This window comes from Flintibacter sp. (assembly GCF_046973065.1).
This window is the reverse complement of record NZ_JBKVXZ010000007.1, coordinates 61,161-87,548: the sequence shown is the minus strand read 5'-3', so window position 1 is coordinate 87,548 and position 26,388 is coordinate 61,161. Positions and strand designations below refer to the sequence as shown.

27 protein-coding genes and 4 tRNA genes are annotated in these 26,388 nt (G+C 52.7%); 25 read left to right on the top strand and 6 right to left on the bottom strand.

The window, feature by feature from the left end:
• From ACLTXB_RS04780 to ACLTXB_RS04730, 11 genes are all read left to right on the top strand, one after another.
• Positions 1–2,140: phosphoribosylformylglycinamidine synthase subunit PurQ (locus ACLTXB_RS04780; protein ID WP_428226208.1), on the top strand; the 2,140-nt coding region annotated here is incomplete at its 5' end.
• 178 nt (positions 2,141–2,318) lie between these two features.
• Positions 2,319–3,002: a hydrolase gene (locus ACLTXB_RS04775; protein ID WP_008982805.1), complete on the top strand. Its 684-nt coding sequence runs from the start codon at positions 2,319–2,321 to the stop codon at positions 3,000–3,002.
• A gap of 193 nt (positions 3,003–3,195) precedes the next feature.
• Positions 3,196–3,272, top strand: a tRNA-Met gene (locus tag ACLTXB_RS04770).
• A gap of 39 nt (positions 3,273–3,311) precedes the next feature.
• A tRNA-Glu gene (locus tag ACLTXB_RS04765) sits at positions 3,312–3,386 on the top strand.
• 22 nt (positions 3,387–3,408) lie between these two features.
• Positions 3,409–3,484, top strand: a tRNA-Val gene (locus ACLTXB_RS04760).
• Between the two features lie 122 nt (positions 3,485–3,606).
• On the top strand, positions 3,607–3,900 hold the full coding sequence (locus ACLTXB_RS04755) for a hypothetical protein (protein ID WP_428226207.1): 294 nt from the start codon (positions 3,607–3,609) through the stop codon (positions 3,898–3,900).
• A gap of 278 nt (positions 3,901–4,178) precedes the next feature.
• Entirely contained in the window at positions 4,179–5,468 is a 1,290-nt protein-coding gene (locus tag ACLTXB_RS04750) for an O-acetylhomoserine aminocarboxypropyltransferase/cysteine synthase family protein (RefSeq protein WP_428226206.1), read from the top strand.
• A 3-nt stretch (positions 5,469–5,471) separates the two neighbouring features.
• On the top strand, positions 5,472–6,404 hold the full coding sequence (gene cysK, locus ACLTXB_RS04745; RefSeq protein ID WP_428226205.1) for a cysteine synthase A: 933 nt from the start codon (positions 5,472–5,474) through the stop codon (positions 6,402–6,404).
• Positions 6,405–6,506: 102 nt separating this feature from the next.
• Entirely contained in the window at positions 6,507–7,694 is a 1,188-nt protein-coding gene (nifS, locus tag ACLTXB_RS04740; protein ID WP_428226204.1) for a cysteine desulfurase NifS, read from the top strand.
• Between the two features lie 14 nt (positions 7,695–7,708).
• Positions 7,709–8,119, top strand: a complete 411-nt coding sequence (gene nifU / locus ACLTXB_RS04735; RefSeq protein ID WP_428226203.1) for a Fe-S cluster assembly scaffold protein NifU — start codon at positions 7,709–7,711, stop codon at positions 8,117–8,119.
• A gap of 95 nt (positions 8,120–8,214) precedes the next feature.
• Positions 8,215–8,649 carry an RrF2 family transcriptional regulator gene (locus tag ACLTXB_RS04730; protein ID WP_110441310.1) on the top strand — a complete coding sequence of 145 codons (435 nt, stop codon included), beginning with the start codon at positions 8,215–8,217 and terminating at the stop codon, positions 8,647–8,649.
• Positions 8,650–8,756: 107 nt separating this feature from the next.
• Here ACLTXB_RS04730 and ACLTXB_RS04725 read toward each other — a convergent pair whose 3' ends face one another.
• Positions 8,757–9,707 carry a sensor histidine kinase gene (locus ACLTXB_RS04725; protein ID WP_428226209.1) on the bottom strand — a complete coding sequence of 317 codons (951 nt, stop codon included), beginning with the start codon at positions 9,705–9,707 and terminating at the stop codon, positions 8,757–8,759.
• Positions 9,589–10,728, bottom strand: a complete 1,140-nt coding sequence (locus ACLTXB_RS04720; protein ID WP_428226202.1) for a hypothetical protein — start codon at positions 10,726–10,728, stop codon at positions 9,589–9,591. Before ACLTXB_RS04720 ends, ACLTXB_RS04725 begins: the two co-directional genes overlap by 119 nt.
• Positions 10,729–10,934: 206 nt before the next feature.
• Between ACLTXB_RS04720 and ACLTXB_RS04715 the strand changes: the two genes are divergently transcribed.
• Entirely contained in the window at positions 10,935–12,644 is a 1,710-nt protein-coding gene (locus ACLTXB_RS04715) for a hypothetical protein (protein WP_428226201.1), read from the top strand.
• A gap of 41 nt (positions 12,645–12,685) precedes the next feature.
• Here the strand turns inward: ACLTXB_RS04715 and ACLTXB_RS04710 are convergent, their stop codons facing one another.
• Complete coding sequence (locus tag ACLTXB_RS04710) at positions 12,686–13,375, bottom strand: response regulator transcription factor (protein WP_428226200.1); 690 nt, start codon at positions 13,373–13,375, stop codon at positions 12,686–12,688.
• A gap of 169 nt (positions 13,376–13,544) precedes the next feature.
• Between ACLTXB_RS04710 and ACLTXB_RS04705 the strand changes: the two genes are divergently transcribed.
• From ACLTXB_RS04705 to ACLTXB_RS04670, 8 genes are all read left to right on the top strand, one after another.
• Positions 13,545–14,207, top strand: a complete 663-nt coding sequence (locus ACLTXB_RS04705; protein WP_428226199.1) for a signal peptidase I — start codon at positions 13,545–13,547, stop codon at positions 14,205–14,207.
• Positions 14,208–14,241: 34 nt separating this feature from the next.
• Complete coding sequence (locus tag ACLTXB_RS04700; protein ID WP_110441305.1) at positions 14,242–14,946, top strand: hypothetical protein; 705 nt, start codon at positions 14,242–14,244, stop codon at positions 14,944–14,946.
• A gap of 102 nt (positions 14,947–15,048) precedes the next feature.
• Positions 15,049–15,972 (top strand): sortase B protein-sorting domain-containing protein, encoded by a 924-nt coding sequence (locus ACLTXB_RS04695; RefSeq protein ID WP_428226198.1) that lies wholly within the window; start codon positions 15,049–15,051, stop codon positions 15,970–15,972.
• On the top strand, positions 15,969–16,496 hold the full coding sequence (locus tag ACLTXB_RS04690) for a signal peptidase I (protein WP_428226197.1): 528 nt from the start codon (positions 15,969–15,971) through the stop codon (positions 16,494–16,496). The genes ACLTXB_RS04695 and ACLTXB_RS04690 overlap by 4 nt, the downstream gene beginning before the upstream one ends.
• Positions 16,486–17,025, top strand: coding sequence for a hypothetical protein (locus tag ACLTXB_RS04685; RefSeq protein ID WP_110441302.1), 540 nt, complete (start codon positions 16,486–16,488; stop codon positions 17,023–17,025). Before ACLTXB_RS04690 ends, ACLTXB_RS04685 begins: the two co-directional genes overlap by 11 nt.
• 10 nt (positions 17,026–17,035) lie before the next feature.
• Positions 17,036–17,698, top strand: a complete 663-nt coding sequence (locus ACLTXB_RS04680) for a hypothetical protein (RefSeq protein WP_428226196.1) — start codon at positions 17,036–17,038, stop codon at positions 17,696–17,698.
• Entirely contained in the window at positions 17,695–18,426 is a 732-nt protein-coding gene (gene srtB / locus ACLTXB_RS04675; RefSeq protein ID WP_110441300.1) for a class B sortase, read from the top strand. The genes ACLTXB_RS04680 and srtB overlap by 4 nt, the downstream gene beginning before the upstream one ends.
• Before the next feature lie 146 nt (positions 18,427–18,572).
• Positions 18,573–19,763 (top strand): IS256 family transposase, encoded by a 1,191-nt coding sequence (locus tag ACLTXB_RS04670; RefSeq protein WP_428226195.1) that lies wholly within the window; start codon positions 18,573–18,575, stop codon positions 19,761–19,763.
• Between the two features lie 217 nt (positions 19,764–19,980).
• Here the strand turns inward: ACLTXB_RS04670 and ACLTXB_RS04665 are convergent, their stop codons facing one another.
• Together ACLTXB_RS04665 and ACLTXB_RS04660 are read right to left on the bottom strand one after the other, a co-directional pair.
• Entirely contained in the window at positions 19,981–20,583 is a 603-nt protein-coding gene (locus ACLTXB_RS04665) for a DUF4435 domain-containing protein (protein WP_428226194.1), read from the bottom strand.
• 2 nt (positions 20,584–20,585) lie between these two features.
• A complete protein-coding gene (locus ACLTXB_RS04660) occupies positions 20,586–21,797 on the bottom strand; it encodes an ATP-dependent nuclease (RefSeq protein WP_428226193.1) in 1,212 nt (403 codons plus the stop codon).
• A gap of 404 nt (positions 21,798–22,201) precedes the next feature.
• Between ACLTXB_RS04660 and ACLTXB_RS04655 the strand changes: the two genes are divergently transcribed.
• Genes ACLTXB_RS04655 through ACLTXB_RS04645 form a run of 3 tightly spaced genes read left to right on the top strand, consistent with a single transcriptional unit; the run spans position 22,202 to position 23,076 of the window.
• A complete protein-coding gene (locus ACLTXB_RS04655) occupies positions 22,202–22,351 on the top strand; it encodes a hypothetical protein (protein WP_428226192.1) in 150 nt (49 codons plus the stop codon).
• A gap of 36 nt (positions 22,352–22,387) precedes the next feature.
• A complete protein-coding gene (locus ACLTXB_RS04650) occupies positions 22,388–22,789 on the top strand; it encodes an IS3 family transposase (RefSeq protein ID WP_428226191.1) in 402 nt (133 codons plus the stop codon).
• Entirely contained in the window at positions 22,678–23,076 is a 399-nt protein-coding gene (locus ACLTXB_RS04645) for a DDE-type integrase/transposase/recombinase (protein ID WP_428226190.1), read from the top strand. The genes ACLTXB_RS04650 and ACLTXB_RS04645 overlap by 112 nt, the downstream gene beginning before the upstream one ends.
• A gap of 246 nt (positions 23,077–23,322) precedes the next feature.
• On the opposite strand, the gene ACLTXB_RS04640 is transcribed toward ACLTXB_RS04645, so the two are convergent.
• Positions 23,323–23,409: transfer RNA gene (locus ACLTXB_RS04640), tRNA-Leu, on the bottom strand.
• A gap of 178 nt (positions 23,410–23,587) precedes the next feature.
• Here ACLTXB_RS04640 and ACLTXB_RS04635 point away from each other — a divergent pair.
• Positions 23,588–24,283: a response regulator transcription factor gene (locus ACLTXB_RS04635; RefSeq protein WP_428226189.1), complete on the top strand. Its 696-nt coding sequence runs from the start codon at positions 23,588–23,590 to the stop codon at positions 24,281–24,283.
• A complete protein-coding gene (locus ACLTXB_RS04630) occupies positions 24,284–26,206 on the top strand; it encodes a sensor histidine kinase (protein WP_428226188.1) in 1,923 nt (640 codons plus the stop codon). It abuts the gene before it with no gap.
• Positions 26,207–26,388 lie beyond the last annotated feature (182 nt).

Sequence of the window (26,388 nt, the reverse complement as noted above, 5' to 3'; positions counted from 1 at the left end):
GTCCGTGGCCATCGGCGAGCTGGCCGACGGCCTGGAGATCGACCTAGACGCCGTGCGCAAGAAGTATGAGGGCCTGGACGGCACCGAGCTGGCCATCTCTGAGAGTCAGGAGCGTATGGCGGTGGTTGTCGCCCCTGAGGATGCGGAGAAGTTCATCGCCGCCGCCCAGAGCGAGAACCTGGAGGCCTATCAGGTGGCCGTGGTCACCGAGAGCCCCCGGATGGTTATGCACTGGAAGGGCCAGAAGATCGCCGATCTGTCCCGTGAGTTCCTGAACACCAACGGCGCGGTCAAGCACGCCAACCTCTGTGTGGAGAAGAAGGACCGTACCGCTCTGGCCCAGTCCTCCGTCCACTCCCTGAAGGAACTGGCTGCCAGCCTGAAGAGTGCCTCCCGCCGCGGTCTTACCGAGCGCTTTGATGGTTCCATCGGCGCGGGCTCTGTCCTGATGCCCTTCGGCGGTAAGACTCAGCGCACCCCTGCTCAGGCCATGGCCGCCCTGTTCCCTGTGGAGCCCAATCAGGAGACCGACCAGGCCAGCGTGATGGCCTGGGGCTGTGATCCCGATCAGCTGTCTGTGGATCCCTATGCGGGCGCCCACAGCGCAGTCTATACCTCCATGGCCAAAATCGTGGCCGCCGGCGCTGACTACAAGAAGGCCTATCTCACCCTCCAGGAGTTCTTTGAGAAGCTGCGCAACGAGCCTCAGCGCTGGGGCAAGCCCTTCTCCGCCCTGCTGGGTGCTCTGGATGCCCAGCTGGAGCTGGGTGCCGCCGCCATCGGCGGTAAGGACTCCATGTCCGGTTCCTTCCTGGACAAGGATGTGCCCCCCACCCTCATCTCCTTTGCCATCGCTCCTATCCAGGGTCAGCAGGTTCTCTCTCCTGAGTTCAAGGCCGCCGATCACCCGGTGTACCTGTTCCGCTCCGAGGATACCAAGAGCGCCTGGGAAGCCTTCCACGCCCTGTGTGAGGCTGGCAAGGTGAAGGCCGCCTGGGCGGTGGAGAACGGCCTGGCTGAAGCTGTGATGAAGATGTCCTTCGGCAACCGGATCGGCTTCCAGGCGGGTATGGAGAACGTGGATTGGTACGTTCCCATGACCGGCGCCATTGTGGCTGAGCTGTCTGAGGACATTAACGATCCCTGCGCCGTCCGCATCGGTGAGACCAATGAGGTTCCCTTCGTGGCCCTGCCCGGCGAGGCCGTGTCCATTGACGAGCTGCTCAAGCTCAACGACGGCGTGCTGGAGAGCGTCTACCCCACCAAGGCGGGTTCCTCCGAAGAGGTGAAGGCCATCTCCTGGGACAAGCGGTCCATCGCCGTGTGCAAACACAAGGTGGCCCGTCCCAAGGCGGTCATCCCCGTATTCCCCGGCACCAACTGTGAGTACGATACCGCTAAGGCCTGCCTGCGGGCGGGCATCGATCCGGAGATCGTTGTGGTGCGCAACCTGTCCACCAGCCTGCTGTCTGAGTCTGCTCAGGCCCTGGAGCAGGCCATCCGGTCCGCCCAGATGGTGGTGCTGCCCGGCGGCTTCTCCGGCGGCGACGAGCCCGAGGGCTCCGGCAAGTTCATTGCCTCCTTCCTGCGCTCTCCCGCCCTCACCGACGCCATCCACGACCTGCTGAAGAACCGGGACGGCCTGATGCTGGGCATCTGCAACGGCTTCCAGGCGCTGGTGAAGCTGGGCCTGGTGCCCTTCGGCGAGATCAGCGAGATGGATGACAGCTGCCCCACCCTGACCTATAACCTGATCGGCCGCCACCAGAGCCGCTATGTCACCACTCGCGTGGCCAGCGTCAACTCTCCCTGGATGATCAAGTCCAACGTGGGCGACCTGCACACCATCCCCATCTCCCACGGCGAGGGCCGCTTTGTGGCGCCTCAGAGCGTGCTGGAGCAGCTCATTGCGGGCGGCCAGGTGGCCACCCAGTACGTGGATCTGGAGGGCAATCCCTCTATGGATATCGACGTCAACCCCAACGGCTCTCTGGAGGCCATTGAGGGCATCTTCTCTCCCGACGGCCGTGTCTTTGGTAAGATGGGCCATCTGGAGCGCCGCGGTTCCCTGGTGGGCAAGAACATCCCCGGCGAGAAGCACCAGCCTCTCTTCGAGTCCGGTGCGGAGTATTTCAAATAATTCTCTTGCTTCAAGGCGCAGGCTTTGCCTGCGCCTTTTTTATATCAAGAAACCGCATGGCTAACAAAAAATTTACAAATGCTTCTACAACACGACGAGAAGGTGTGGTATAATATGCACAAAGCGGTTTGCGAAAAGAAACAGAAACGGTTATCGAACATGTCACGAGAAGGAGCGAATGTCTATGAAAACAATACCGGAGTATAGTGGTACTCTCCGCAGCCATCTGCTTACGGTTCCCAAGTGCATTTCCGAGTGCAGTGGGATCCGTATTTTTGGGCGGCGGATTAAATCTCTGGTTTTTTCTACCGATGTAGCCATTATCAAAAATGTAAATGCGGATGCCATTATTGCGGTTTATCCCTTTACGCCCCAGCCCTCCATCACCCAGGCCATCATCAGTGTCTCTGAGGTGCCTGTGTTTGTGGGAGTGGGCGGCGGTATGACCAACGGAGACCGCTCGGTGCGTCTGGCGGAGTACTCTGAGCATCAGGGCGCTTCCGGCGTGGTAGTCAACGCGCCCATTACAAACGAGACCATTGCAAAGATGAAGCAGGTGGTGGATATCCCGGTCATCACCACCATTGTCTCGGGCGATATGGATATTGCCGGCCGCTTGGCGGCAGGAGCGGATATCCTCAACGTATCCGGCGCGGCCAAGACACCGGAGATCGTAGCCAAGATCCGGGCTGAATTCCCGGATGTGCCTATTATTGCTACCGGCGGTCCCAAGGAGGAGGATATCCTGCGTACCATTCAGGCGGGAGCCAATGCGATTACATATACGCCGCCTACCACCGGACAGCTGTTTTCCGAAATCATGATCAACCACCGCAAGAATTTCAGCAAGCAGCCCGGCTGATTCAGGTTTCATTTCTCGCCGCGCAAGTCCCCTCTTTCCTGGTTGGGAAAGAGGGGAGTGCGGGTGTTTTTTCGGCCATGATGGGGCGGTTTGACGCGAAAAATTTTTTGAAGAAATTTTGAAAAAACCGTTGACAACCAGAGAGAAATCGGGTATACTCTCACTTGTCCTGTTCGAGAGGACAGCAAATCACGGCGGCATAGCTCAGTTGGCTAGAGCACTCGGTTCATACCCGAGTTGTCCCCGGTTCGAATCCAGGTGCCGCTACCATTCATAAAGTTCGGACATTGTCCGTTCCCATATAGCAACGGCCCGGTGGTCAAGCGGTTAAGACTCCGCCCTTTCACGGCGGCAACACGGGTTCGAGTCCCGTCCGGGTCACCACCAATTTTCAGCCGTTCAATATGGAGGCATAGCTCAGCCGGTAGAGCGTCCGCCTCACACGCGGAAGGTCACAGATTCGAGTTCTGTTGTCTCCACCATGCGAGGAACCACACCAAAAGGTGTGGTTCTTTTGCTATTCTTGACCGTTCGGCGGGCGACCGCCTCCAACGGGTCAGGTCGCAGATTTTAGTTGTGTTGTCTCCACCAAAACAAAAAGCAGTTGCGAAAGCAACTGCTTTTTGTTTTGGGTTTCGGCGGCTTTGCCGCCTTCACCCTCCGGCGATTACAGTGCTCGGCAGAAGTGAATTCTGCCTGCGCCAAGGTTTTGGACAAAGGCCAAAACGCTTGTACGGCGCATCTGCGCCGCCGGCCAGAAGGCCGGGATCGCGGCGGTTCGGCGGGCGACCTCCTCCAATCATTGTTTTTGAGAAGAAGGAAGATGCGATGCAGTCGCATCTTCCTTTTTTCCGTTCTGGAAAAAAGAAAAGAGGAGATCGTAGTCCGGCACTTCTGATGTAAAGCTAGGAATAGGTTCAAGAGCTTAAGGAGAAATAAATTTATTTTACCTATTGACATAGTAGGTAAATATGGATATGATTATACCGACCTAAATAGTAGGCAAATAAGGGACCCAATGACAGGGTGCCTCTTCTGGCCTACAAGAGAAGGCAGGGAACACCATGGGGCATTTTTTTGAGACGCTGGTCAGAGCCAACTTTCGTTTTGGGCGAATGTGTCTGTGTTGATGAATAAGTGAACACCGACTACACAAAACGAAAGGAATGGATGACAATGAACAATTACAGATTTGAGACGCTCCAGCTGCATGTGGGACAGGAGACTCCCGACCCTGCGACGGACGCCCGGGCGGTCCCTATTTATGCCACTGCGTCGTATGTGTTTCAGGACTGCGCCCATGCCGCGGCCCGGTTTAACCTGGAGGAAGGCGGAAACATCTATAGCCGACTGACAAACTCCACCCAAGATGTGTTGGAGAAGCGGATCGCGGCCTTGGAGGGCGGTGTAGCCGCCCTGGCGCTGTCCTCCGGCGCAGCCGCTATTACCTATACGATTGAGGCCCTGGCATTGAATGGGGGGCACATCGTGGCGCAGAAGACCATCTACGGAGGCAGCTATAATCTGCTGGCTCATACGCTGCCCAATTTCGGCATCACCGCCAGCTTTGTGGATATCCACGACCTGGACGAGGTGGAGCGCGCTATTGAGCCAAACACCCGGGCCATCTATATTGAAACCCTGGGAAATCCCAACAGCGATGTTCCCGACATCGATGCGCTGGCTGAATTGGCACACCGCCACGGCCTGCCTCTGGTGGTGGATAATACCTTTGGTACACCTTACCTGATCCGGCCCATTGAGCACGGCGCGGATCTGGTTGTTCACTCCGCAACCAAGTTCCTCGGCGGACACGGAACCACGCTGGGCGGCATCATCGTAGATGCCGGGACCTTCGACTGGGCGGCCTCGGGCAAGTATCCTGCCATTGCCGAACCAAATCCCAGCTATCACGGAGTGTCCTTTGTCCAGGCGGCTGGAAAGGCGGCGTTCGTCACCTATGTCCGGGCGGTTCTGCTGCGGGATACCGGCGCCTGCATTTCTCCCTTTGCCGCCTTCCTGCTGCTGCAGGGCGTGGAGACCCTCTCTCTGCGCATAGAGCGCCATGTAGAGAATACCAAGAAGGTGGTGGAATTTTTGGCTAACCATCCCCAGGTAGAGCAGGTCAGCCACCCCTCTTTGCCGGAGCACCCAGACCATGAGCTCTATGAGCAGTACTTCCCCAACGGCGGTGCCTCCATCTTTACCTTTGACATCCGGGGCCGAGAGAAGCAGGCCCATCAGTTTATTGACAGCCTGCAGATTTTCTCTCTCCTTGCCAACGTTGCCGATGTGAAGAGTCTGGTCATCCATCCGGCGACCACCACCCACAGCCAGCTGACGCAGGAGGAGCTGGCCGATCAGAAGATCAAGCCCAATACGATTCGGCTGTCCATCGGCACCGAGCATATCGACGACATTCTGGCAGATTTGCAGCGCGGCTTTGATGCCGTTAAGGAGGAATGACCCATGAGCCGTATTTATACATCCGCAGACCAGTTGATTGGAAACACTCCGCTTTTGGAGCTGACACACATAGAAGAAGCGTTTGGACTGAAAGCCCGTATTCTGGCAAAGCTGGAATACTTGAATCCCGCCGGTTCTGTCAAGGACCGCATTGCAAAGGCAATGATTGACGATGCAGAGCGCTCAGGGCGGCTTAAGCCCGGCTCTGTCATCATTGAGCCCACCTCCGGAAACACAGGTATTGGCCTTGCCTCTGTGGCGGCGGCCAAAGGCTATCGGGTCATCCTGGTCATGCCGGAGACCATGTCTGTGGAGCGCCGCCAGCTTATGAAAGCTTACGGGGCCGAGCTGGTGCTGACAGAAGGGGCAAAAGGGATGAAAGGCGCCATTGCAAAGGCAGAGGAGCTGGCTGCGGAGATCCCCAACAGCTTTCTTCCGGGGCAGTTTGTCAATCCAGCCAACCCTCAGGCGCACCGGGAGAGTACCGGACCTGAGATTTTCAGAGATACCGATGGACAGGTGGATATTTTTGTTGCCGGTGTAGGAACCGGCGGCACCATTACTGGCGTGGGGGAATACCTCAAGGCCCAGAAGCCGGAGGTTCAAATCGTTGCGGTGGAGCCTGCCGCTTCCCCGGTGTTGTCCACGGGTACTGCGGGAGCCCATAAGATCCAGGGTATCGGCGCGGGATTTGTTCCCGACGTGCTCAACACCAAGATCTATGACGAGATCATTCCCGTGGAAAATGAACATGCGTTTGCCGCGGGAAATCTCATCGGCAAGCAGGAGGGGATCCTTGTGGGTATATCCTCCGGCGCTGCGGTTTGGGCCGCCATAGAAGTAGCAAAGCGGAAGGAAAACGAAGGGAAAACCATCGTTGTCCTGCTGCCGGACACCGGAGACCGGTATCTGTCCACCCCGCTGTTTGCAGAGTAACAGAACTACTCCGGCAGCTGCGGGATGCGGCTGCCGGAGTTTTACTTCCAAGACAAGAGTAACTGAGATGTGGCGTCTATTCAGGACGCAAAGGAGAACACCATGCAGATTTATCTTGATAATGCAGCGACCACAAGCGTGAGCGAGACCGCGCTGCAGGCCATGCTGCCCTATTTTAGCCAGGAATATGGCAACCCCTCCAGTCTCCATTCCTTTGGCCAGAGAGCCAATGAGGCGCTGACAGAGGCCCGGGAGAAAATTGCCGCGCTGCTTCACTGCCAAGTCAGAGAAATCACCTTCACTTCCGGAGGCAGCGAAGCAGACAATCAGGCGATCCGTTCCGCTGCCCAGATCGGGGCAAGAAATGGAAAGCGGCACATCATTTCCACCGCCTTTGAGCACCATGCCGTGCTTCACACACTGGCCAAGCTGGAAAAGGAGGGCTTTGAGATCACGCTTCTGGATGTACACGAAGACGGTCTCGTACGGCCCCAGGAGGTTGAGGCGGCCATTCGGCCCGATACCTGCCTGGTTACCGTGATGTATGCCAATAACGAGATCGGGACCATCCAGCCGGTGGGGGAGATCGGGAAGATTTGCCGGGAAAAAGGAGTCCTGTTCCACACAGACGCGGTACAGGCAGCGGGCCATCTTGCCATTGACGTGCAGAAGCAGAACATTGACCTGCTCTCGCTGTCGGCCCACAAGTTCCACGGACCCAAGGGTGTGGGCGTCCTGTATGCCAGAAAAGGCGTTCCTCTTACAACCCTCATTGAGGGCGGCGCGCAGGAGCGGGGCAAGCGTGCGGGCACGGAGAATATCCCTGGCATCGTGGGAATGGCCGCGGCCCTGGAGGAGGCCTGCAGGAACATGGAGGCCAACCGGGTCAGGATGACCGCTCTGCGGGATCAGCTGATCCAGGGCCTTGGACAGATCCCCCACTCTGTCTTGAACGGCGATGCCCAGAGAAGACTGCCTGGAAATGTACATTTCTGTTTTGAGGGAATTGAAGGAGAGGCCCTTCTGCTGCTTTTGGATGATAAGGGCATCTGTGCATCCTCCGGTTCGGCCTGTACGTCCGGATCTCTGGACCCCAGCCATGTGCTGCTGGCCATTGGGAGACCCCATGATATCGCCCATGGCTCGCTGCGGCTGACTCTCTCCGAAGCGACCACCGAGGAAGAAGTTCGGTATACCATTGATGCGGTTACCCAGGTAGTGGCCCAGCTGCGGGGGATGTCCCCTGTCTGGAGAGACCTGGAGAACGGCGTGAGACAGTTTGTGATTTAAGTGAGGTGTATGTTATGGCTCTTTACAGCGAAACTGTGATGGACCACTTCCGCAATCCGCGGAATGTAGGAGTGATTGAAGACGCGGACGGAGTCGGCGAGGTCGGCAACGTCCAGTGCGGCGATATTATGAAGATCTATCTGAAGATCAATGAGGGAATCATCTCCGACGTGAAGTTTGAGACCTTCGGCTGCGGCAGCGCCATTGCATCCAGCTCCATGGCCACGGAGATGATCAAAGGCAAGCCGGTGGCCGAGGCCATGGCGCTGACCAATCGGGCTGTGGCTGAGGCCCTGGATGGGCTGCCCGCCCACAAGCTCCACTGCTCGGTGTTGGCGGAGGAAGCGATCAAAAAGGCACTGCAGGACTACTACGAAAGAAACGGAATGTCCGATGAAGCGGCGGCTGCCCAGGAGCAGAAGTAAGCGTTCTGCAGGCTGCTTTTCCATGCCGGACGCAGTTGCATTGCACCCCCTTCCGCAGTAAAATGGGAAACAAGAAAACGAGGTGTTTTACGGCAATGATTTCAACAAGAGGCAGATACGCCCTTCGCGTCATGATTGACCTTGCAGAACACGCCGACGACGGCTATATTCCCATGAAAGAGGTTGCGCAGCGACAGGGGATCTCGTTAAAATATCTGGAGCGAATTATGCCTGCTCTGTCAAAAAACAACCTGGTAGAGGGTGTTCATGGAAAGGGCGGCGGATATCGCCTGAGCAGAAAGCCGGAGGACTATACGGCAGGAGAGATTCTGCGCCTGGTGGAGGGAAGCCTTGCCCCGGTGGCCTGTCTGGAGTGCGGCGCGGAGCCGTGCAGCAGGCAGGATACTTGTAAGACCATCGCCATGTGGAAGAAGTTTTATGATCTGGTCAACGGATATTTTGATCACATTACCGTGGCAGATCTGGTGTACGGAAATTTGAACACAGAAGATTTTCAGTTCTTAGGGTAAAAATAACCACACCGTTTGGTGTGGTTATTTTTATGGTGCGGAGCAGCGCCGCTTGTCAAAAGAAGAAAAGTTGAATACCGTTATGGACACAGCTAAGCTCAATCATACTACAGCGCTGGAAGGCGCAGAATAAATTTGCTTCCCTTTCCAACTTGTGAAGTGGCGTCCACAGAGCCTCCGTGCTCCAGTGCAATGATACGCACGAGATATAGCCCCAAACCGTCACTGCTGCAATCGATTCGATGGGTGAAGCCGCGCTCAAATACGTGGGGCAGATCCTCGGCAGCAATGCCTATTCCTGTATCCTGCACAGTAATGATTGCTTGAGATTCCTCCTGTTCCAGTTCCAAGGTAACTGTACCGTCTGCCGGAGTAAAGAAAAGTGCGTTGTAGCAGAGATTTTCCAGCGCAACACGCAGCCGATCTGGTTTTCCTTGGATAAGAATATCCTCTATAGGCAAGTGAAGCCGGAAGGACAGTCCCGAAAGTTCCATATCCGGGAGGTTGGAGTGGTAGAAATCCCGCAGATAGCGGTTAAGACAGATCACTTCTGAAGGGTGTACGCCACGCTCTCCCCTGGAGAAATCTTGAAGAATATCGAAGCGATCTCCCACGGCTTCTACTCGATCCATAAGGGCGTTCAGATATTCTGACGTTTCAGAATCCAGAGACACATTGCCGCTGCGTACCAGTTCAGCATAACTGACAAGGGCTGAGAGAGGATTTTTCAGGTCATGGAGCAGGTTTGCCAGCAGTTCTCTGCGTTCTCGTAGCAGCACATTGATTCCCTGGGTCTTTCGATCCACTTCCTCCTGAAGATGCTGAGTCAAAAGATCGTTTTCACGGGTGAGCAGCACACCGCGGCGAACCATCTGAGCAGAAAAACCAAGGACCAGAGCATAACTGCCATACTCCTCCAGCCAGGCACCGCAAATAGGCTCAAAGCGGTTGGCGGTGATGACTGATGCGGCAACAGACAGACCATATAGCCCTGCGGCACACAGAAGATAGCGGCCAAGGGCCCAATCCTGAGAAAGGGCGTGCCCCGCCAAAAAAATCAAGTAAAGGCCTTCCACAATTTTCCATAGAAAGAGGAAGTTTCCATATAGGTTCATATAGGTTGATGAAGACAGGGGCGTATGGTAAAATAAGCAAAGGAAACAGTACAGTAAACAGGCAAAGTGCTGCGGCGGCAGGGACTGCACCATACCGATGATACTGGTGCTCTCGGCTGCCGGACAGTTCTCCGGCCAGCAAAACCGCACACAAAAGTACCAGGTTTCCACAGAGGTCTTCCAGTGCATAAAGCGGGCGGACCGATGGAATGCCCAGCGCCCGGATGAATGGGTAGGATACCCGCAGCGCAAAGGCCAAGCTCAGCAGACCCATCCACCGCGTAAGCTTATCTTTCCCTAACAGCCATTGGACCAGATGGAACAGCGAGATTGCCAGGGCTGTGAAACACAAAAAGCCGTAGACTACCAGCCTCAGCGTCAGCATTCTGGAGATGGTACCTAGGGTACCCACTGCCGGAGGATGGTACATGCCGGAGTAGTAGTGGGTATAGTTTGCACATTGTATGATGATTTCTGCGCTTCCATCGACTGCTAAAGCATATACTCCGTCCATGACCCGAGGCGCATATGGTTCCAGGCTGCCCTGTTCTCCAACCAGCACTCCGTTGATATAGATCCGCCCTGCACATAACAGCTCTGGGAGATAAAGGGCCAGTTCTGTCGGTTCGCCTGGGTTTTCCAGTGTTAGACGGTAGGTTGCCGTTCCGTAGGGACTGCCCAGAAAGTCAGAAAAGTTAGCATGCTTCCCAATATAGGTATAATATTCCGGCTGGATGCCGCCCTCAAAATCGGACGGAGATAGAAGCTGACCGGGATAGTACTCCCAGCCGTCTACCAGAAAAGATACCTGCTCCAGATCGTTGGGGAGGACATTGTAGCCATAGCCTCCCGGAAGAGCGGAGGTGTACTTGTTATCTGCTTGATATAAAAATCCATAAAGCACTGCGCCGACCAACAGGACGACAGCCAAAATCAGCGCCTGCATTTTGATGTGTTTTCTCATAAGATCACCCTGGTCAGGAGGAATGGACGATGTACATATGGATAAAAAGATCCTTCGCAATTTTGTGTCTGCTTGCATTTTGCTTGATCAGTATGCCGGTTACCGCGTTGGAGTTACCCCAGGGGCTTGCCCAAGAGTCTGGGGATCAGACGGAGAGTGGTATCCACCTGGATTCCGCGCCACCATTGAATGGCGAAGATCTGCCTGTGGGAAATACGGGAACAGGAGGGAATGCTCTGGAGTCCACGTCTAATGGAGACCCTCAACGGGAAGAACCTGATGCACCAGAGAAAGCGCAACCGGAGTCCTACACGGTCACGCTGGACACCCAGATCATTGGAGATGGCGAGACGCTCAGCTATACCACGGTTTCTTCCTCCTATGCCGGCAGTATCGTGCCGGAGGGCTACTACCCAGGGGAACTGACGGTGGAACTCACAGGAGAAATCGTTGTGGAGGCCGGCGGCAAACTGGATATCGGAACCTTATCCGTCGGCGGTACAGAGGCCAGTCCGGTGCTCACCGGCACAGGTCGGATCGTAGTGAGGGCAGGGGGCCAGCTGCGGCTGACCTGTGTGGCTCTGGAACCTCAGGGTCAGGGCCCCATGATCATACAGGAGACGGGCGGCTCCGTGGAATTGACAAGCACGCCAGTAACGGAGGGGCTTGTTCAATGGGCCGCGCCTCTGGTCAACAACCTCTACGACGCTCCTGATGATGTGTGGTTGGAAATAGGTACTATATTGAGCGGCGATATGCTGCCTGATTCTATGAAAACGGATGTTCAGATGCAGGGACATGAGGAGCGTGTGGATGTTCCTCTGGCCTGGGATTTGAGCGGCTACGACGGCCGCACCGATGGGGAGGTTGCCCTCGCGGGCAAATTTCTGGATGAGGCGGGCCAGCCTTTGACCAGCATGCTCCCTTTGGAGATCACCGTGCGCTGGTATACCCCTGGAACGCTGGTGGTGACCGAGGCAGAATGGAAAGGGGGCACCGTCCCCACGGTGCAGCTGACCGTACCGGAGCTGCCCGAAGATGCCAATGTATGGGGCGAGGTGTCCGCCGACGGTGGGGAGACCTGGAGCCGTTGGGAGGACGAAGCTTTCTTTTTCATCGTTGATATAGAAGCGGAGGGAAAGGCCTGCGTCTTTGTCGTGTCTGATGACATGGAGGGGCTGTTTCGTGTCGTGGCCGAGGACCCCTGGGCGGAAGAATACACCTGCTGGCGCTCCGACGCCTTTTTCCTGAGCCCGCCGGAGGACGGTGAGGATTCCGGCGGAAACCGGGGCGGTAGTACCACCCCCGGCTCTCCCGACCGCCAGCCTGAGCCGATTCCCAGACCGGATGAAACAGATGAGTCCGAGGAGACTAAACCAGACGATACACAGCCGGAAGAGGATGATTTGGATAGTGAGCTGCCGGAGGGGGACCAGCCGGATGAGACGACCTCAGACCCGGATGTCCCATGGTATCCGGAATGGCTGCTTCCTTTCCTGCCGTGGCTGTCGTCTGATCAAGAGCAAACGCCGTCAGAGGGTGAAGATCTTACACAAGATGTACAGCAATCACAGGAGTCTACCGATCAAGAGAATGCTGCCCATCCGGAGCATCTGATAGGAGATGAGACGAAGGAACCGATTTTCTCCCAGCAGTCACCGGAAACATGGCCAGCTTCCGTCGGAGAAGAGATCTCTGAAAGCAACCCGGAGGAGGATTCGGGGGATGAAGAGACTACGGCTTTCTCCCCCGCTCAGAATCCTGGTACAGATGTGGTTGGGGGACAAGCAGAGAGTTCATCGGCTGTGTCCCAGGCACTTTCATTGCCTGTGCAGATCGCAGTGGGGGCTGGAGGCTTTGCTGCCTGTATAATTGGGGCCGCTGTAATGATTAAAATCGCACGTAAGAAAAAATAATCGTTTACGAAGCCGCTTCGGAGCAATCCGAAGCGGCTTTTTTAGTCCTGCTTCTGAGGAGAGCAAAAACGATAGCCCTTTCGACGCACAGTTTCGATGTAATGTATCCCCGGGCACAGCCGCTCCAGCTTCTGCCGTACCCGGGCCATGCACACCTGAATGTTATGTAGGCCCTGGTTGATGGGGGCACGCCACACCTCATTATGAAGCTGTTCGTAAGAGAAAACCTGACCCGGATTTTTGGCTAGAAAGGCCAACAGATCAAATTCCAAAGTGGTAAAAACTGCTGGGACACCCTGATAACGTACCTCCCGCAGTCCTAAGTCGATTTCCAACTCACCAAAGCGCAAAATGTCACCGGTAGAGATCTGGTGATGCCGCTGAATACGCAGACGCAGACGCAGTTCTAATTCAACCAGAGAATAGGGCTTGCCCAGGTAGTCGTCGCCTCCCGCCATCAGCCCCCGAATACGGTCTTCAGTCTGAGCATAGGCGGAGAGAAAAATGACTGGTATCTGGCTGACCTCACGTAGGCGGCGGCAGACGGTCACTCCATCCATTCCAGGCATATCAAAATCCAGCACCACGGCATTCAGCGCGGCTGTGGCCGCAATATCCAACGCCTCGGGGCCGTTTTCCGCCAAATAAATCTGGTATCCTTGCCGCTTGAGAAACGCCTCATTGGCGGCCTGAATGTGGGGATCATCGTCTACCAACAGTACTCGATACATGAAGAAGCCTCCTGTGTTCCTCTTTTGTGATTATATCATAACATATGCAAAACGCCAGAAAAATCACAGGCTCGTCACATTTGTCTAAAGTATAGAAATTGGAAGAAATTTTTTATATAGTGATATCAAAGAGAGTGAAAACTCACCAAAATCGTAAGGGAGGGATAGAATGAACGGCGAGACACAACAGGCCTGTAAAGCCGGCTCCAATCGTGTGCTGACGGCAGTGGGGGTGGCGCTGTGTGTGATATTCGGCTTTTTGCTGGTATGCAACCTGACCATTATTATCAAGGGCGCCCTATTTCCCGAAAAGCCCCCTTCTGTGCTGGGGCTCACCCCCATGGTGGTACTCTCCGGCTCCATGAGCGGCGAGGCTGAGGATCATATTGAGGTGGGTGATCTGGTCTTTGTGGGACGGGCTGCCCCAGAAGAACTGGAGGTGGGGGACGTCATTGCCTACATGAACGGCGGCGCTACTGTGACCCACCGTATCACCGCTATCGACACCAACACCGACGGTGATCTCCTGTTTACCACCAAGGGTGACGCCAACAACGCCGAGGATACCACCCCGGTGACCGAGGAGCAGCTGGTGGGAATCTACCGCTGGCGGATTCCAAAGGTGGGTGACTTCGCCCTGTTCTTGCAGACGCCTCTGGGGATGCTGCTGTTTGTGGGAGTGCCGGTGCTGGCCTTTCTCATCTACGACATTATCCGGCGGCAGCGGTATGCCAACCGGGAAAACCGCCGGACCGCGGAGTTGGAGGCTGAGCTGGAACGTCTGCGTGGTATGAACGAGGAGAAAGAACAACGGGAGGAACTGCCCTCTTAAGGGCAAAACGATTATGATTTGAGGAGGCTTTTACATGAAACGAAACAGATGGATGCGGGCCGGCGGACTGCTGGTGGTGTTGACCCTGATTACATCCTGCTTTGTGGGCGGCACCTTCGCCAAGTATGTCACGGAAAACGAGGGGATGGACACCGCCCGGGTGGCCAAGTGGGGCGTGGAAGTGACGGTCACCGGCGACGGATTTAAAACGTCATATGGCAAGGATTATGCAGAGAGCAATGTTGAAGGCAATACCGTCATTTCCAGTACCGGGGAAAAAGTCGTTGCCCCCGGTACCAAAGGCACCTTCGGCGGCGTGAAAATTACCGGAAAACCCGAGGTGGCAGTGAAAATTGAAACCACCGCCGATGTGGATCTCTCCGGCTGGAATGTGGCTGGTGGTGGTGAGTTCTACTGTCCGCTGGTGTTCAATATTGGTGATAAGACCATCAACGGCCTGGATTATTCCAAGTCCACCGCCGGCGGCGAGGGCAGCTTTGAAAATGCCATCAAAGATGCCATCCAAAAGGCCACCACCAAGGAAGTAGAGGCGAACACCGATTTGACTGAAATCGGAGAAAACATCACCTACAGCTGGGAGTGGCCGTTTGAGAACGCCACCGGTGATGTGGCTAATCAGTCCGACGAGCTGGACACCAAGCTGGGCAACAATGCGGCGAATGGCAATGCACCCACCGTTAGCATTACCGTGAAAACCACCGTCACCCAGATCGACTGATTCTGGCATACATAGCGCAATCTCACATGATATCAGCAGGTCCCGGTCCCCGGCGGGACCGGGACCTGCACATTTTGACTGTGCACAAGGAGAGGATGCCATATGAGGACAAGAACATATCCCTGGCTGCTGCCGGCGGTGCTTATCCTGTTTTTGACCCAGGTGGTGCTGTTTCCCTTTGCGATGGGCTTTACCTATGCCGGCCGCAACGAAAGCCCCCACCACGTCCTCACCTACACCACCGGTTCCCTTACCTGGAACAGCGCCACCGGTGTGGACCCGGATACCGGTGTGGCAGAACTGAGCCTGTTTTCTGACCACTACCAGAATGTCCAGTCGGACAATGGCGAGAAGGTGGTGGCCCCCGGTACGGAAAACACCAACATCGTCCGGCTGAAAAACAGTGTTAGCCGTACCATCACCTATGTGGCGGTCATGTACCGTATAAAGGAGGAGACTGCCCTGCCCGTGGAGCCTACTCTGCTGGACGATGAGGCGTTTACCAATACGGATACATATCCTCTGCCGGATGGAGTGACCCAGGACCAGGTGGTCCGGGCGGTCACCGGTACCGTGGACGGCGGGCAGATTCAGGACTTTGATATCCACTGGCAGTGGAACTACTATGACAGCGACCAGCGGGACCAGGTGGACACCGCCCTGGGGAATGAGGCGGCCTGGGTTGAGGCAGACGAGGTGACGGCGGGGCTGTACATCGTGGTCATGGAGGATGAGGACCCTGGCGACCCGGACCCGGAGGACCCCGATCCGGAAAATCCCGATCCGGAAAATCCCGATCCGGAGAACTCGGACCCGGAGAATCCCGACCCGGAGAATCCCGACCCGGAGAACCCGGACCCAGAGGACCCTGGCGACCCCGGTGAGCCGGACCAGCCCTATATCCCCCCCGAAGTTCCGAAAACTGGGGATAACAGCCATCCGACCCTATACCTGACCCTGATGGCGATCAGCGGCGTGGTGCTGGTCCTGCTGTTGTGGGACCGCAGGCAGGAGAAAAAAAGATGAGCGTGTGGAAAGGGCTCTGGCGGGGACTGCAGATCGTTCTGACCCTGGTTCTGGCAGCCCTGCTGGTCTGTAATCTGTACTTGATCGCTGCCCAGCGGCTCTTTGGGGTGGAACACCCAACCGTTTTTGGGGTCACAACAGCGGTGGTGGCTTCGGGGAGCATGTCGCCAGCCCTGGAGGTGGATGATCTCATTCTGATCCATGCTCAGGACGACTATGCACCGGGAGATGTGATCACCTTTTCCAGTGGGTCTAACCTGGTGACCCACCGCATCATGGCGAAAACGGAAGCGGGGTTTGTAACCCAGGGGGATGCCAACAACACCTCCGACCTGGAGCGTGTTTCTTTGGAGCATGTGGTGGGAAAGGTCGTCTGGCGGCTCCCCGGCGCGGGGAGAGTGCTGGGTTATCTTCGCACCCCTCTGGGGCTGATGTGTCTGGTGCTGTTGGGCATTTTGTTGATGGCCTTGTATATTCGGCCCCAAAGCTCCCGTGTCGGGAAGGAGGATGGAAATGGAATTTAAATCATGGCTGGGCCGCGCGGCATCCTATCGTCCGCCGCTCCATGTCTGTCTGGCCTACCTGCTGGTATGCACTATGTTGGCCACGGGCCTGAGCTTCTCCCGCTATGCCGTCGCTGACAGCGATTCCGATGCCGCCCAAGTGGCCGCCGGAGCGCTGAGGGTCAGCGGTACCTCCAGCGCAAGATTTGATCTGGATTGCAACCAAAGTGAATCGCCCAGTCAGAGTTACACCTTTACCGTGCGCAACCGGGACGGCGGCAAGACCTCTCAGGTGGCCATAGAATATGACATTGTTGTGGGGCTGTCCCAAGCCCTGCCAGACGGGGTGACCATGGAATTGGACAATAGCAGCGGCAGTAAAAGTAGTAACGGCAAAACCTATACCTTCTCCGGCGGCACCTTTGCCGCGAGAACGTCCAGCACACAATCCCATACCTTGACCATCACGGCGGACGCGGATGAAGTGACGGGCAGCAGTCCCTATCAGCTTGAACTCACCATCTCTGTCCTTGCGGAACAGGTGGACTAAGGAGGCGGCTATGAGACAACACAAAATTCCCCTGGGTTGGTTTCTTGGGCTGACTTTGGCAACCGTGGTAATCAGCCTCCCCCTGGGGCCCACCTTGGGAAAGTATGTTTGGGATGAGCAGGTGGAAAGTATTAATCTGGAGGTCACCCCCCGCTATTACCCACCTACTACGGACTACAATCTTTCAAATATTTTCTACGATTCCATAAGCTCCCTTAGTAATTGGACCCCCGGGCAGAGCAGTTTTTCGATGTGCCTGACCGCATATGACAGCTACCAGTTGCCAACATCCATCCAGGTAACCGTGGACGGACAGACATATTCTGTCCCCGATGGTGGGAGCAGCGGCGTTAAGTATGACGCAGACAATGGGTATGTGTTTATACCCGGGTATTTGTTGACAGAAAACCCTTCCCACATTTCCATCTCCGCAGTGGCTGTTCTAATACCAATAGAACCGCCTGCAGAAATCCCACCCACGGAGCAGAACACCTTGCCAACTGCCCCGGTTCAGCAGCCCCAGACCACCCCGGCGGAACCGTCTGGCTCGTCAGAACCGGCCGACATGCCAGAAGTGAGTGATCCAATAGAGACAACAGAGCAAACGGGCTCCACCGAACTGACCGCCGCGGAGGAGCCGTCTGAATCTTCTGATCAGGAGCCCGGGTTATGAAAAGGTGGGTACGATGGGGGATTGCGGCGGTCTGTCTGGCTCTCTTTGAGATCAGCGGTGCGCAGTTCTGCCGGTACTGGCAGGAGAGCCACCAAAGCGAAGCGATGTATGAGAAGTTCAGCCAGGCGGTGTATCTCCCAGAGAGTAGTACCCAGGAATCAGAGGCCATTTCCTGGCCAGAGGTGGATTTTGCCGCCCTGCGGGAAAACAGCCCACATATCGAAGGCTGGCTTACCTGTGAGGGTACCGCTATTCACTACCCCGTAGTACAGGGGGAGGACAATGACTACTACTTGACCCACCTACCCGACGGCAGCTATAACCCTGGCGGCTCCCTGTTTCTGGACTGCCGGGCAGCCGACTTTTCTGATGCCCACTCCATCATCTATGGACACTACATGAAAAATGGAACCATGTTTGCAGCCCTCACCGAATATAAAGAACAACGCTTTTACGAACAGCATCCTCGGATGCTCCTGGTTACACCAGAGGACAGGTTTATCGTAGAACTGTTTTCTGGCTATGTGGCCAGTGTAGATGAGGAGGCGTGGAGACTGGAATTTTCCTCCACAAAGGAATGGGGACAGTGGCTGGAGGAGACAAAAGAGCGTTCGATTTTCCAAAGTGAGGTCCAACCGGCTTTGCAAGACAAGGTGCTGACTCTTTCTACCTGTAGTTATGAATTTGAAAATGCTCGATTCGTGGTGCATGGGATTTTGGTGGGTTAATTACTTTGGGTAGTGGTGGGTATAATAATCCTCTTCTATAAGAATGATAAGGTAGAATAAGTTTCGCAAAAACAAAAAGAGACATGGCTTGCAGATCTCTGGTAGAATGAAGTCGCGACACACCATTCGAAAGGAGACAGCAAACCATGTCGGAAAAGATTGTACAGCTAAACGAAGAAGTTATCAAGGGCCAACTCAAGGAACTTGTGCGTGGAAGTGTAGAAGAAACGCTCAACGAGCTGTTGGAGGCCGAAGCAGAGAAGTTGACCCAAGCGGCACGGTACGAGCGTAACGAGCAGCGCCAGGGCTACCGCAGCGGCCACTACAGCCGCAACCTCACCACCACTTCTGGGGATGTAACTCTCAAGGTACCTAAACTCAAAGGGATCTCTTTTGAGACCGCTATTATTGAGCGGTATCGCCGCCGGGAGAGCAGCGTGGAAGAGGCTCTCATTGAGATGTACTTGGCCGGCGTATCCGTCCGGCGTGTAGAGGACATTACCGAGGCCCTCTGGGGCAGCAAGGTTTCTCCCTCCACCATCAGTGAACTGAACAAGAAAGCGTATGTCCACATCGAGGATTGGCGAAACCGCCCTCTGCAGGGCGGACACTATCCGTATGTCTATGTGGATGGGATCTACCTGCGCCGCAACTGGGGTGGAGAGTTTGAAAATGTGGCTATTCTGGTGGCAATCGCGGTCAATGAGGATGGATACCGAGAGGTTTTGGGCGCCGCTGAGGGTATGAAAGAGGACAAAGCCAGCTGGGTCAGCTTCTTCCAGTGGCTGCATGGCCGTGGCTTGGACGGGGTCAAGCTGGTGGTTGGAGACAAGTGCCTTGGCATGCTGGAGGCCGTAGGAGAAGTGTTCCCCGAAGCAAAGTACCAGCGTTGCACCGTCCACTTTTACCGCAACGTGTTCTCTGTAACGCCTCGCTCCAAGGTGAAACTGGTGGCCAAGATGCTCAAAGCGATCCATGCTCAGGAGAGCAAGAAAGCCGCCAGAGAAAAGGCTAAGGCTGTGGTGGAGGAAATCCGTTCCATGAAACTGAAGGAGGCCGCCAAGAAGGTAGAGGATGGTATAGAAGAGACTCTTACCTACTGCGACTTTCCAAGCGAACACTGGACCCGCATCCGCACCAACAATGTCATTGAGAGGCTGAACCGGGAGATCCGCCGCCGCACCCGTGTGGTGGGCAGTTTCCCAGACGGCAACTCTGCCCTTATGCTGGTTTGTGCCCGGCTGCGCCATGTGGCCGGTACCCAGTGGGGCAACAAGAAGTACATGAATATGAATCACCTGGAGGCCGTCCTTGAGGATGCCTCCATTGCTGGCTGACTTCATTTACTCCAGCGACTGCAAACTAATTTGCGAAAAATCCTTGACACTACCGATATAGTCGATATAGATATAAATCGAAAAAACAAAACCTGCGTATAACGTTTGTTACACGCAGGTTTTGTTTCCTTTGAAACATCGCAACACTATAAGATATGCGAAGCCTCAGCCGTAATTTGTTTTTCTAATTTGAGTGTCAATTTCCAATCCATAAAAACTATGCTTTAATTTCCGATAAATACTGATATCTGATTTTTTTTAAAAGTAAGTCACCTTTATCAGAATTTAAAAGTGTAAAAACCTGCTGCTCATAGTGAACGGTTTTACCGAATTTAAATAAAGATCTACATTGTGCAATTAGGCCTTTTGCATCTAAGTGCCTAAGGATTGTGCTGTAGTCTTTTCCAGCAACTAATTCTGAATGAAGTGTTATATATTTTTTTGCTATTTCATCAATCTCATCATCACTTTTCCTTTCGGCATTGTATAAAGCTTTAAGTTGCTCTATGTCTTTTAAAGACTTTATTTTACCGCGATAATCAAATTTATCACGCAAGTCAAAAGCGACATGTTTGGCTATCCAAGAGTCTCTCTGCTCAACAAATAAGTCATAAATCTTTTGCTTCACATTGCTTACCACTGTTACACTATTTTCTTCGAGGCAATAAGTTTCAATCATTATTTGCAACAATTCTTCAGATAACAAGAAGTTCTCAATTTCGAAGAACGGTAAATGGTATATCCCGTCAGCAGTCAATGAATATAAATAATCATCCATTTTATAATCGCAGTCAACAATACCATATACTTTTTGTGGCAACCCTATTGTATTGTATTGTATGCCTTAATAGATGCTATTACTTGATCACACCCACCAGAGGAAACAACTTTAAATTCCGGGAACATGAGCTTAAACACTTTCGAATCATATTTATATTCATTTTCAGATTCACAAAATATAATCGGTTCTCTGCTTCCGACTAACTCAATCATTAATTGTTGAGGTAAATCTTTGTTCTCTTTTAATTGCTGCCATTCCCATTTTTGCCCATCATACTTTTCAATCCAATATATTTTGGAATTTACTCTTGAGGCGACGAAGTCACTATCATGTGTTAGATAAACAAACACAGAATTCGGGCGCTCTCGCTCAATAAAGTTCCATAATTTTGAAACAATGGATGGATTTAGATTGTTTTCAGGCTCATCAATAAAGTAAAAGTCTTTTTCCTCTTGTAATAATATCCCTATAAGGAAATAAAGAATTGATTTTTCTCCACTGCTCATGTACTTCAGAGGGTACTTTTCACCACTTAATGGTCTAACACAAAGACCATGCTCAAAAAACAGCTCTCTGTCTTTTACGAGATCATGCCACTTTCTGATAATTTTTTCAGTTACACCATTATATACTCTTTTTTCGTTTTCTTCATTTCGCTCGCGTTCAAGAAGATTAATGAAATAATCAAATTGCGCTATAATTTCATTTCCTTGCCAAGCATAGTCAATATTAGTTGATCGCTTATAGCTTTCATCAAAATCTTTTTTGAAAGCATCATAGGAGCGCTTAGGATTAAAATTTTCGCTTACAAGTAGAACTCGATCTGCTGGAAAATATTGAATACTTGCTCCTTTTGTGTCTTGTTGGAGTTTTCTTAATAATGTAGTTTTTCCGCAACCATTTGGTCCAACAAAAACCACATTTCTTTTTTCTTCGCTAAGAAAATCCAAATATTCTATTGATTCGAATTTTGCAATGTAATCCCTTAAAGCAGAAACTAAGATGTCAACTTGGGAAACGGGTTTATTATCAACATAAAATAGGTCTTTACCATCAACTCCTGTTAATATTTTTACTGGAAATTGATCCAGAATTGATACCACGGCATTTTTATATCTATTGGTACTGCGTTCCAGTGTAGAATTAATCTTTCTATAAAAATCACGGATTTGAAGAATTAAAGGCTGAAGGATTGCAGAGTTGTTTTCTTTTGCATAGTCAGCAAATTGATCAAATGTCAAGTTGGTATACATAATAGCACCTCATTTCATGAACAGAGTATTGAATTGAATAGGATTTTGATAATAGATTTTTTATATTCGCTAAGTAATGCATTAAGGCTCCTCAATTGCATTTTTCGCGTTCAAAATCGATGCCATTTTGCGGAAGATTTACCGAAGCATTGTTATGTCGAAAATACTGATTTTCCAAATAATAATACCATATGATTATTACCCAAACAATAAGAGTATACAATATACAATAATAGTATCATCTAAGAGGAACTGATACTATGACAACCACCTATCCTGCCGAACTCAAGGTCAAAATAATCCGTCGTTACGAGAAAGGCGTATCTATTAAAGCATTAAGCCAGGAACTTCATATTTCTTAAAGCACTCTATATCAATGGCGCAAAGAATACTGCTCTATCGAAATGCCCAATCGCACCTACACGCTTGCGGAATTTGATGCAATGGCCCGGCGGCTGAAAAGGTTAGAGCATTATATGGAAATCATTCATCAATCCGGCTATCTCTCCAATGTACCATTACAGAAAAAGCTTGACACCCTGGAGGAACTATAATAAACGGACGGATAATCCGTACAGCGTTCATGAACTTTGCGATGCGCTGGGGGTTGCAAGAGGAACCTTCTACAACCACATCTTTTACAGAGCAGATCGAAGCAAGTATTCGATGACAGTGAACAACGCTTCGGTGCAGAAAAAATACGCATTGTCTTGGCGGACAGTGGTATCTATGTCAGTAAGAAGCGCATTTTAGCCATCATGCAGAAAATGGGCCTCAGCAGCGTCCGAGTAGATGCTAAAAATCAGTTCAAGCGCAAACAACAATATGAAAAGCAAAACCTGCTGAAGCGGGAGTTTTCAGCAGGTCATCCAAATCAGATATGGGTCAGCGATATTACATACTTAAAGTCAAAAGCTACTGGGTCTATCTCTGCATCATCTTGGATTTATACTTACGCAAAATCGTCGGGTGGCGGATATCCCGAAACATGAGCATAAACCTGGTCACAGCCACATTTAAGGCAGCATTTCAGGAGCGTGGACAACCTAAAAACCTGACTTTCCACAGTGACCGTGGGAAACAATACATTTCAAAAGCACTGATAGGGCTTTTCCAAAGGTATGGAGTAAAGCAATCCTTTTCTGCTACGGCCAGACCGCGGGACAACGCTGTGGCCGAGACCTTTTTCTCGACATTCAAGAAAGAGGAAGCCTATCGGAAGAACTATACCTCTGAATTTCCGCAGAAGCGTAGAAGAGTATATTCGCTTTTGCAATGAAGTGCGACCTTACCAAACGCTGAATTATAAGACACCACAGGCATTTGAAGATGCTTACAAGCCTGTTTTATCGGAAAGTGCTGTCTAAATCTCTGACCGATATAAAAATATTGTTTTTATATTTGAAAAATTTTGGACATAAATCAGGAGCTATAAAAAGCGGAAAGCCCCTTGTCACAAGGCTTTCCACATGCGATGAGCCCCGCTTTTCGATAAAATAGTTCGAAAAGCGGGGCTCATTCATTATGGTGCCGGTGACCGGACTCGAACCGGTACGCTGTCGCCAGCGGTGGATTTTGAGTCCACTACGTCTACCAATTCCATCACACCGGCAAAGGCAATATGTATTATACACGAATTTACCCTGATTTGCAAGAGAAAAATAACCATAGGGATTGGAACTGGAGGATTGGAAGAAAATTTAGCGGTTCTTAAGATTTTAAGCCTTGCATCTTAAAAGGACTGTGCTATGCTACCAATGAGAGAACATTTTGTAAAGGAGAAGGACAGCATGCACACCATTTTGATCTGTGATGATGATAAAGATATCGTTTCCGCCCTGGATATCTATCTGAGCAGCGAAGGATATAAGACAGTCAAGGCGTATAACGGCAATGAAGCTCTGCGGGCGGAGGAGCAGAACGATATTCACCTGATTCTCATGGACATTATGATGCCCGAGCTGGATGGCATTCGCGCCACTGCCAAGCTGCGGGAGGGAAGCAATGTTCCCATCATTCTGCTGACGGCGAAAAGCGAGGATAACGACAAGATTCTGGGCCTGAATATCGGTGCGGATGACTATATCACCAAGCCCTTCAATCCCCTGGAAGTGATCGCCCGGGTAAAGAGCCAGCTGCGGCGGTATACTGCTCTGGGCGGAGCTGAGAAGGCGCCTGGTCTTTTGAGTGTAGGGCCTATCTCTATGGATGACGGCGCCAAGCTGGTAACCGTGGATGGGGAGCCGGTATCCCTCACCCCCATTGAGTATAACATCCTGAAGCTGCTGATGACTCACCCGGGCCAGGTATTTTCCTCGGCGCAGATCTATGAGCAGGTGTGGAATGACCCTGCCTACGGCTCGGAGAACACAGTGGCTGTGCACATCCGGCACCTGCGGGAGAAAATTGAGATCAACCCTGCCGAGCCTCGGTACCTGAAGGTGGTTTGGGGCCTGGGCTATAAGATGGATAAGGGAGGTATTTAAGTGCGGAAACTGCAGGAGAACCTGCTGATCCGTCTGGCGGCCTGGGTGTTGTTCCTGGTGGCGGTATGGGGCTGTGCTGTGTTCGGACAGAAGACCATTCTGGGCTTGTCCTGTGTCAACGACAGTATACCGCAGGATACGGGAAGATTTTCCCGAGTGCTGGATGACTACATAGGCCGGGTGAAAGTCTATGTGGATTCCCAGAATGCACTGACAGGTGTTTTGGATTTTGAGACGGAACAGATTTACCGCAGCGAGGTAAAGCAGAAAGAGGAAGAACTGAGCCGGAGCAATACCAATTTCCGCTACCAATTTCTTACGAAAGACGGAAGCCAAGTTATTTATACCAATTTGGATGAGTCTGCAGGAACCTTGGAACAACAGGTTCAGGAAGTCTATACCGTAACTTGGGAAGAATACTCTGGAATCTTGCTCTATGGGGTTATACCGATGGAGAAGATGGAAATACACGATGAATTTTATGAAGTATATGCAGATTTTGCCATAGATTATACCAATTTCAACTTCTATATGGGGCTGACCATTGCACTGGGAACTGCGGCGGCAGGGCTGTTTTTGTTTGCCCTGTGGGGTTCAGGCCACAAACCGGAGCAGGAGGAATGCGCAGGTACCTGGCAGGAGCGGATTCCGCTGGAGTTTTATCTCCTTCTGCTGGTAGGGGGCGTAATCTTTGGCGGCTATATGCTTGTGGAACAGCTTGACTCTCTGCTGTATTGGTGGGAGTACGGGGATGCTGCGGTTCGGAAAAGTATCCCCTTGGCTGGAGTAGTTATCGTTGGATGCGCTGGTATCGGTGCCCTGGTGGTGCGGACCATTACGGTGCGCTGCAAAACTCATAATTTGGTCCATACCACGCTGATTCTCCGGCTGATCGTCTGGGTGTGGTCCAGCCTGGCATATTTTGTGAAAAATCTGCCTGTCACATGGAAAAGTGTGTTGGCCTTTCTTGGATATCTGGGTGTGATCTTCTTTGCGGACTACTGGGAGCCGCTGTCCTACTATCGTCCGCTACCTGGTATGTGCGTGAATGTTGTGGCTTTGATTGCAGTATGCTGGTGGTCTGCGGGTTTCCGCCGGATCCGGAAGGGAACGGAGGTCATTGCCTCCGGAAACGTAAACCACAAAATCGATACGACCCGCCTTCCCGGGGAATTGAGAGAGCACGCCGAAGCACTCAATAACATTTCCAATGGCTTGAACACCGCCGTGGACGAGAAAATGAAGAGCGAGCGCTTCAAGGCAGAGCTCATTACCAACGTATCCCACGACCTGAAAACGCCTCTGACTTCGATTATCAACTATGTCAATCTCCTGAAATCTACCCAGCAGACCGATCCCAAGGCCCAGGAGTATATTGAGGTGCTGGACCGGAAGTCTCAGCGGCTCAAGAAACTGACGGAGGATCTGGTGGAGGCGTCCAAGGCGTCCACCGGTGCGCTGTCGGTGAACCGGGAGCGGATCGGGATGAGCCAGCTGCTCAGCCAGGCGCTGGGAGAGTATGAAGAGAAGCTGGAAGAGCGCAGATTGACCGTAGTGTGCACCGAACCGGAGGGGGAGAGCTATGTCTACGCCGACGGGCGGCACCTGTGGAGGGTGATCGATAATCTGCTGGGCAACTGTGCCAAATACGCTCTGGAGGGGACAAGAATCTACATTGAGCTCATCCGGGGCAAGGGCAGTGTCACGCTGGCCATCAAAAATGTGTCCCGAGAGGCACTGAACATTCCGGCAGAGCGTCTGATGGAACGCTTTGTCCGGGGGGATACCTCCCGTACCACGGAAGGATCCGGGCTGGGGCTGTCCATTGCCCGCAGCCTGACCGAGCTGCAGGGAGGAACCTTTGAACTGGTGGTGGATGGAGACTTGTTTAAAGCACTGGTCACCATGCCCCAAGCATCCTGATATTTTACGCCGGGCGCGCGGCAGCATACGAATGCTGCTGCGCGCTTGTTTCGTGATAATGCCGGAAAAAGAGCTGGAATTTTTCGAAAAATCCATATTCTTTTCTTTCTTTTTATGGTATGATGATAAACAGGACTTTTATGGAACTAGAGCCGAAAGGCAGAAGAAGGAAAGGAGCGGGT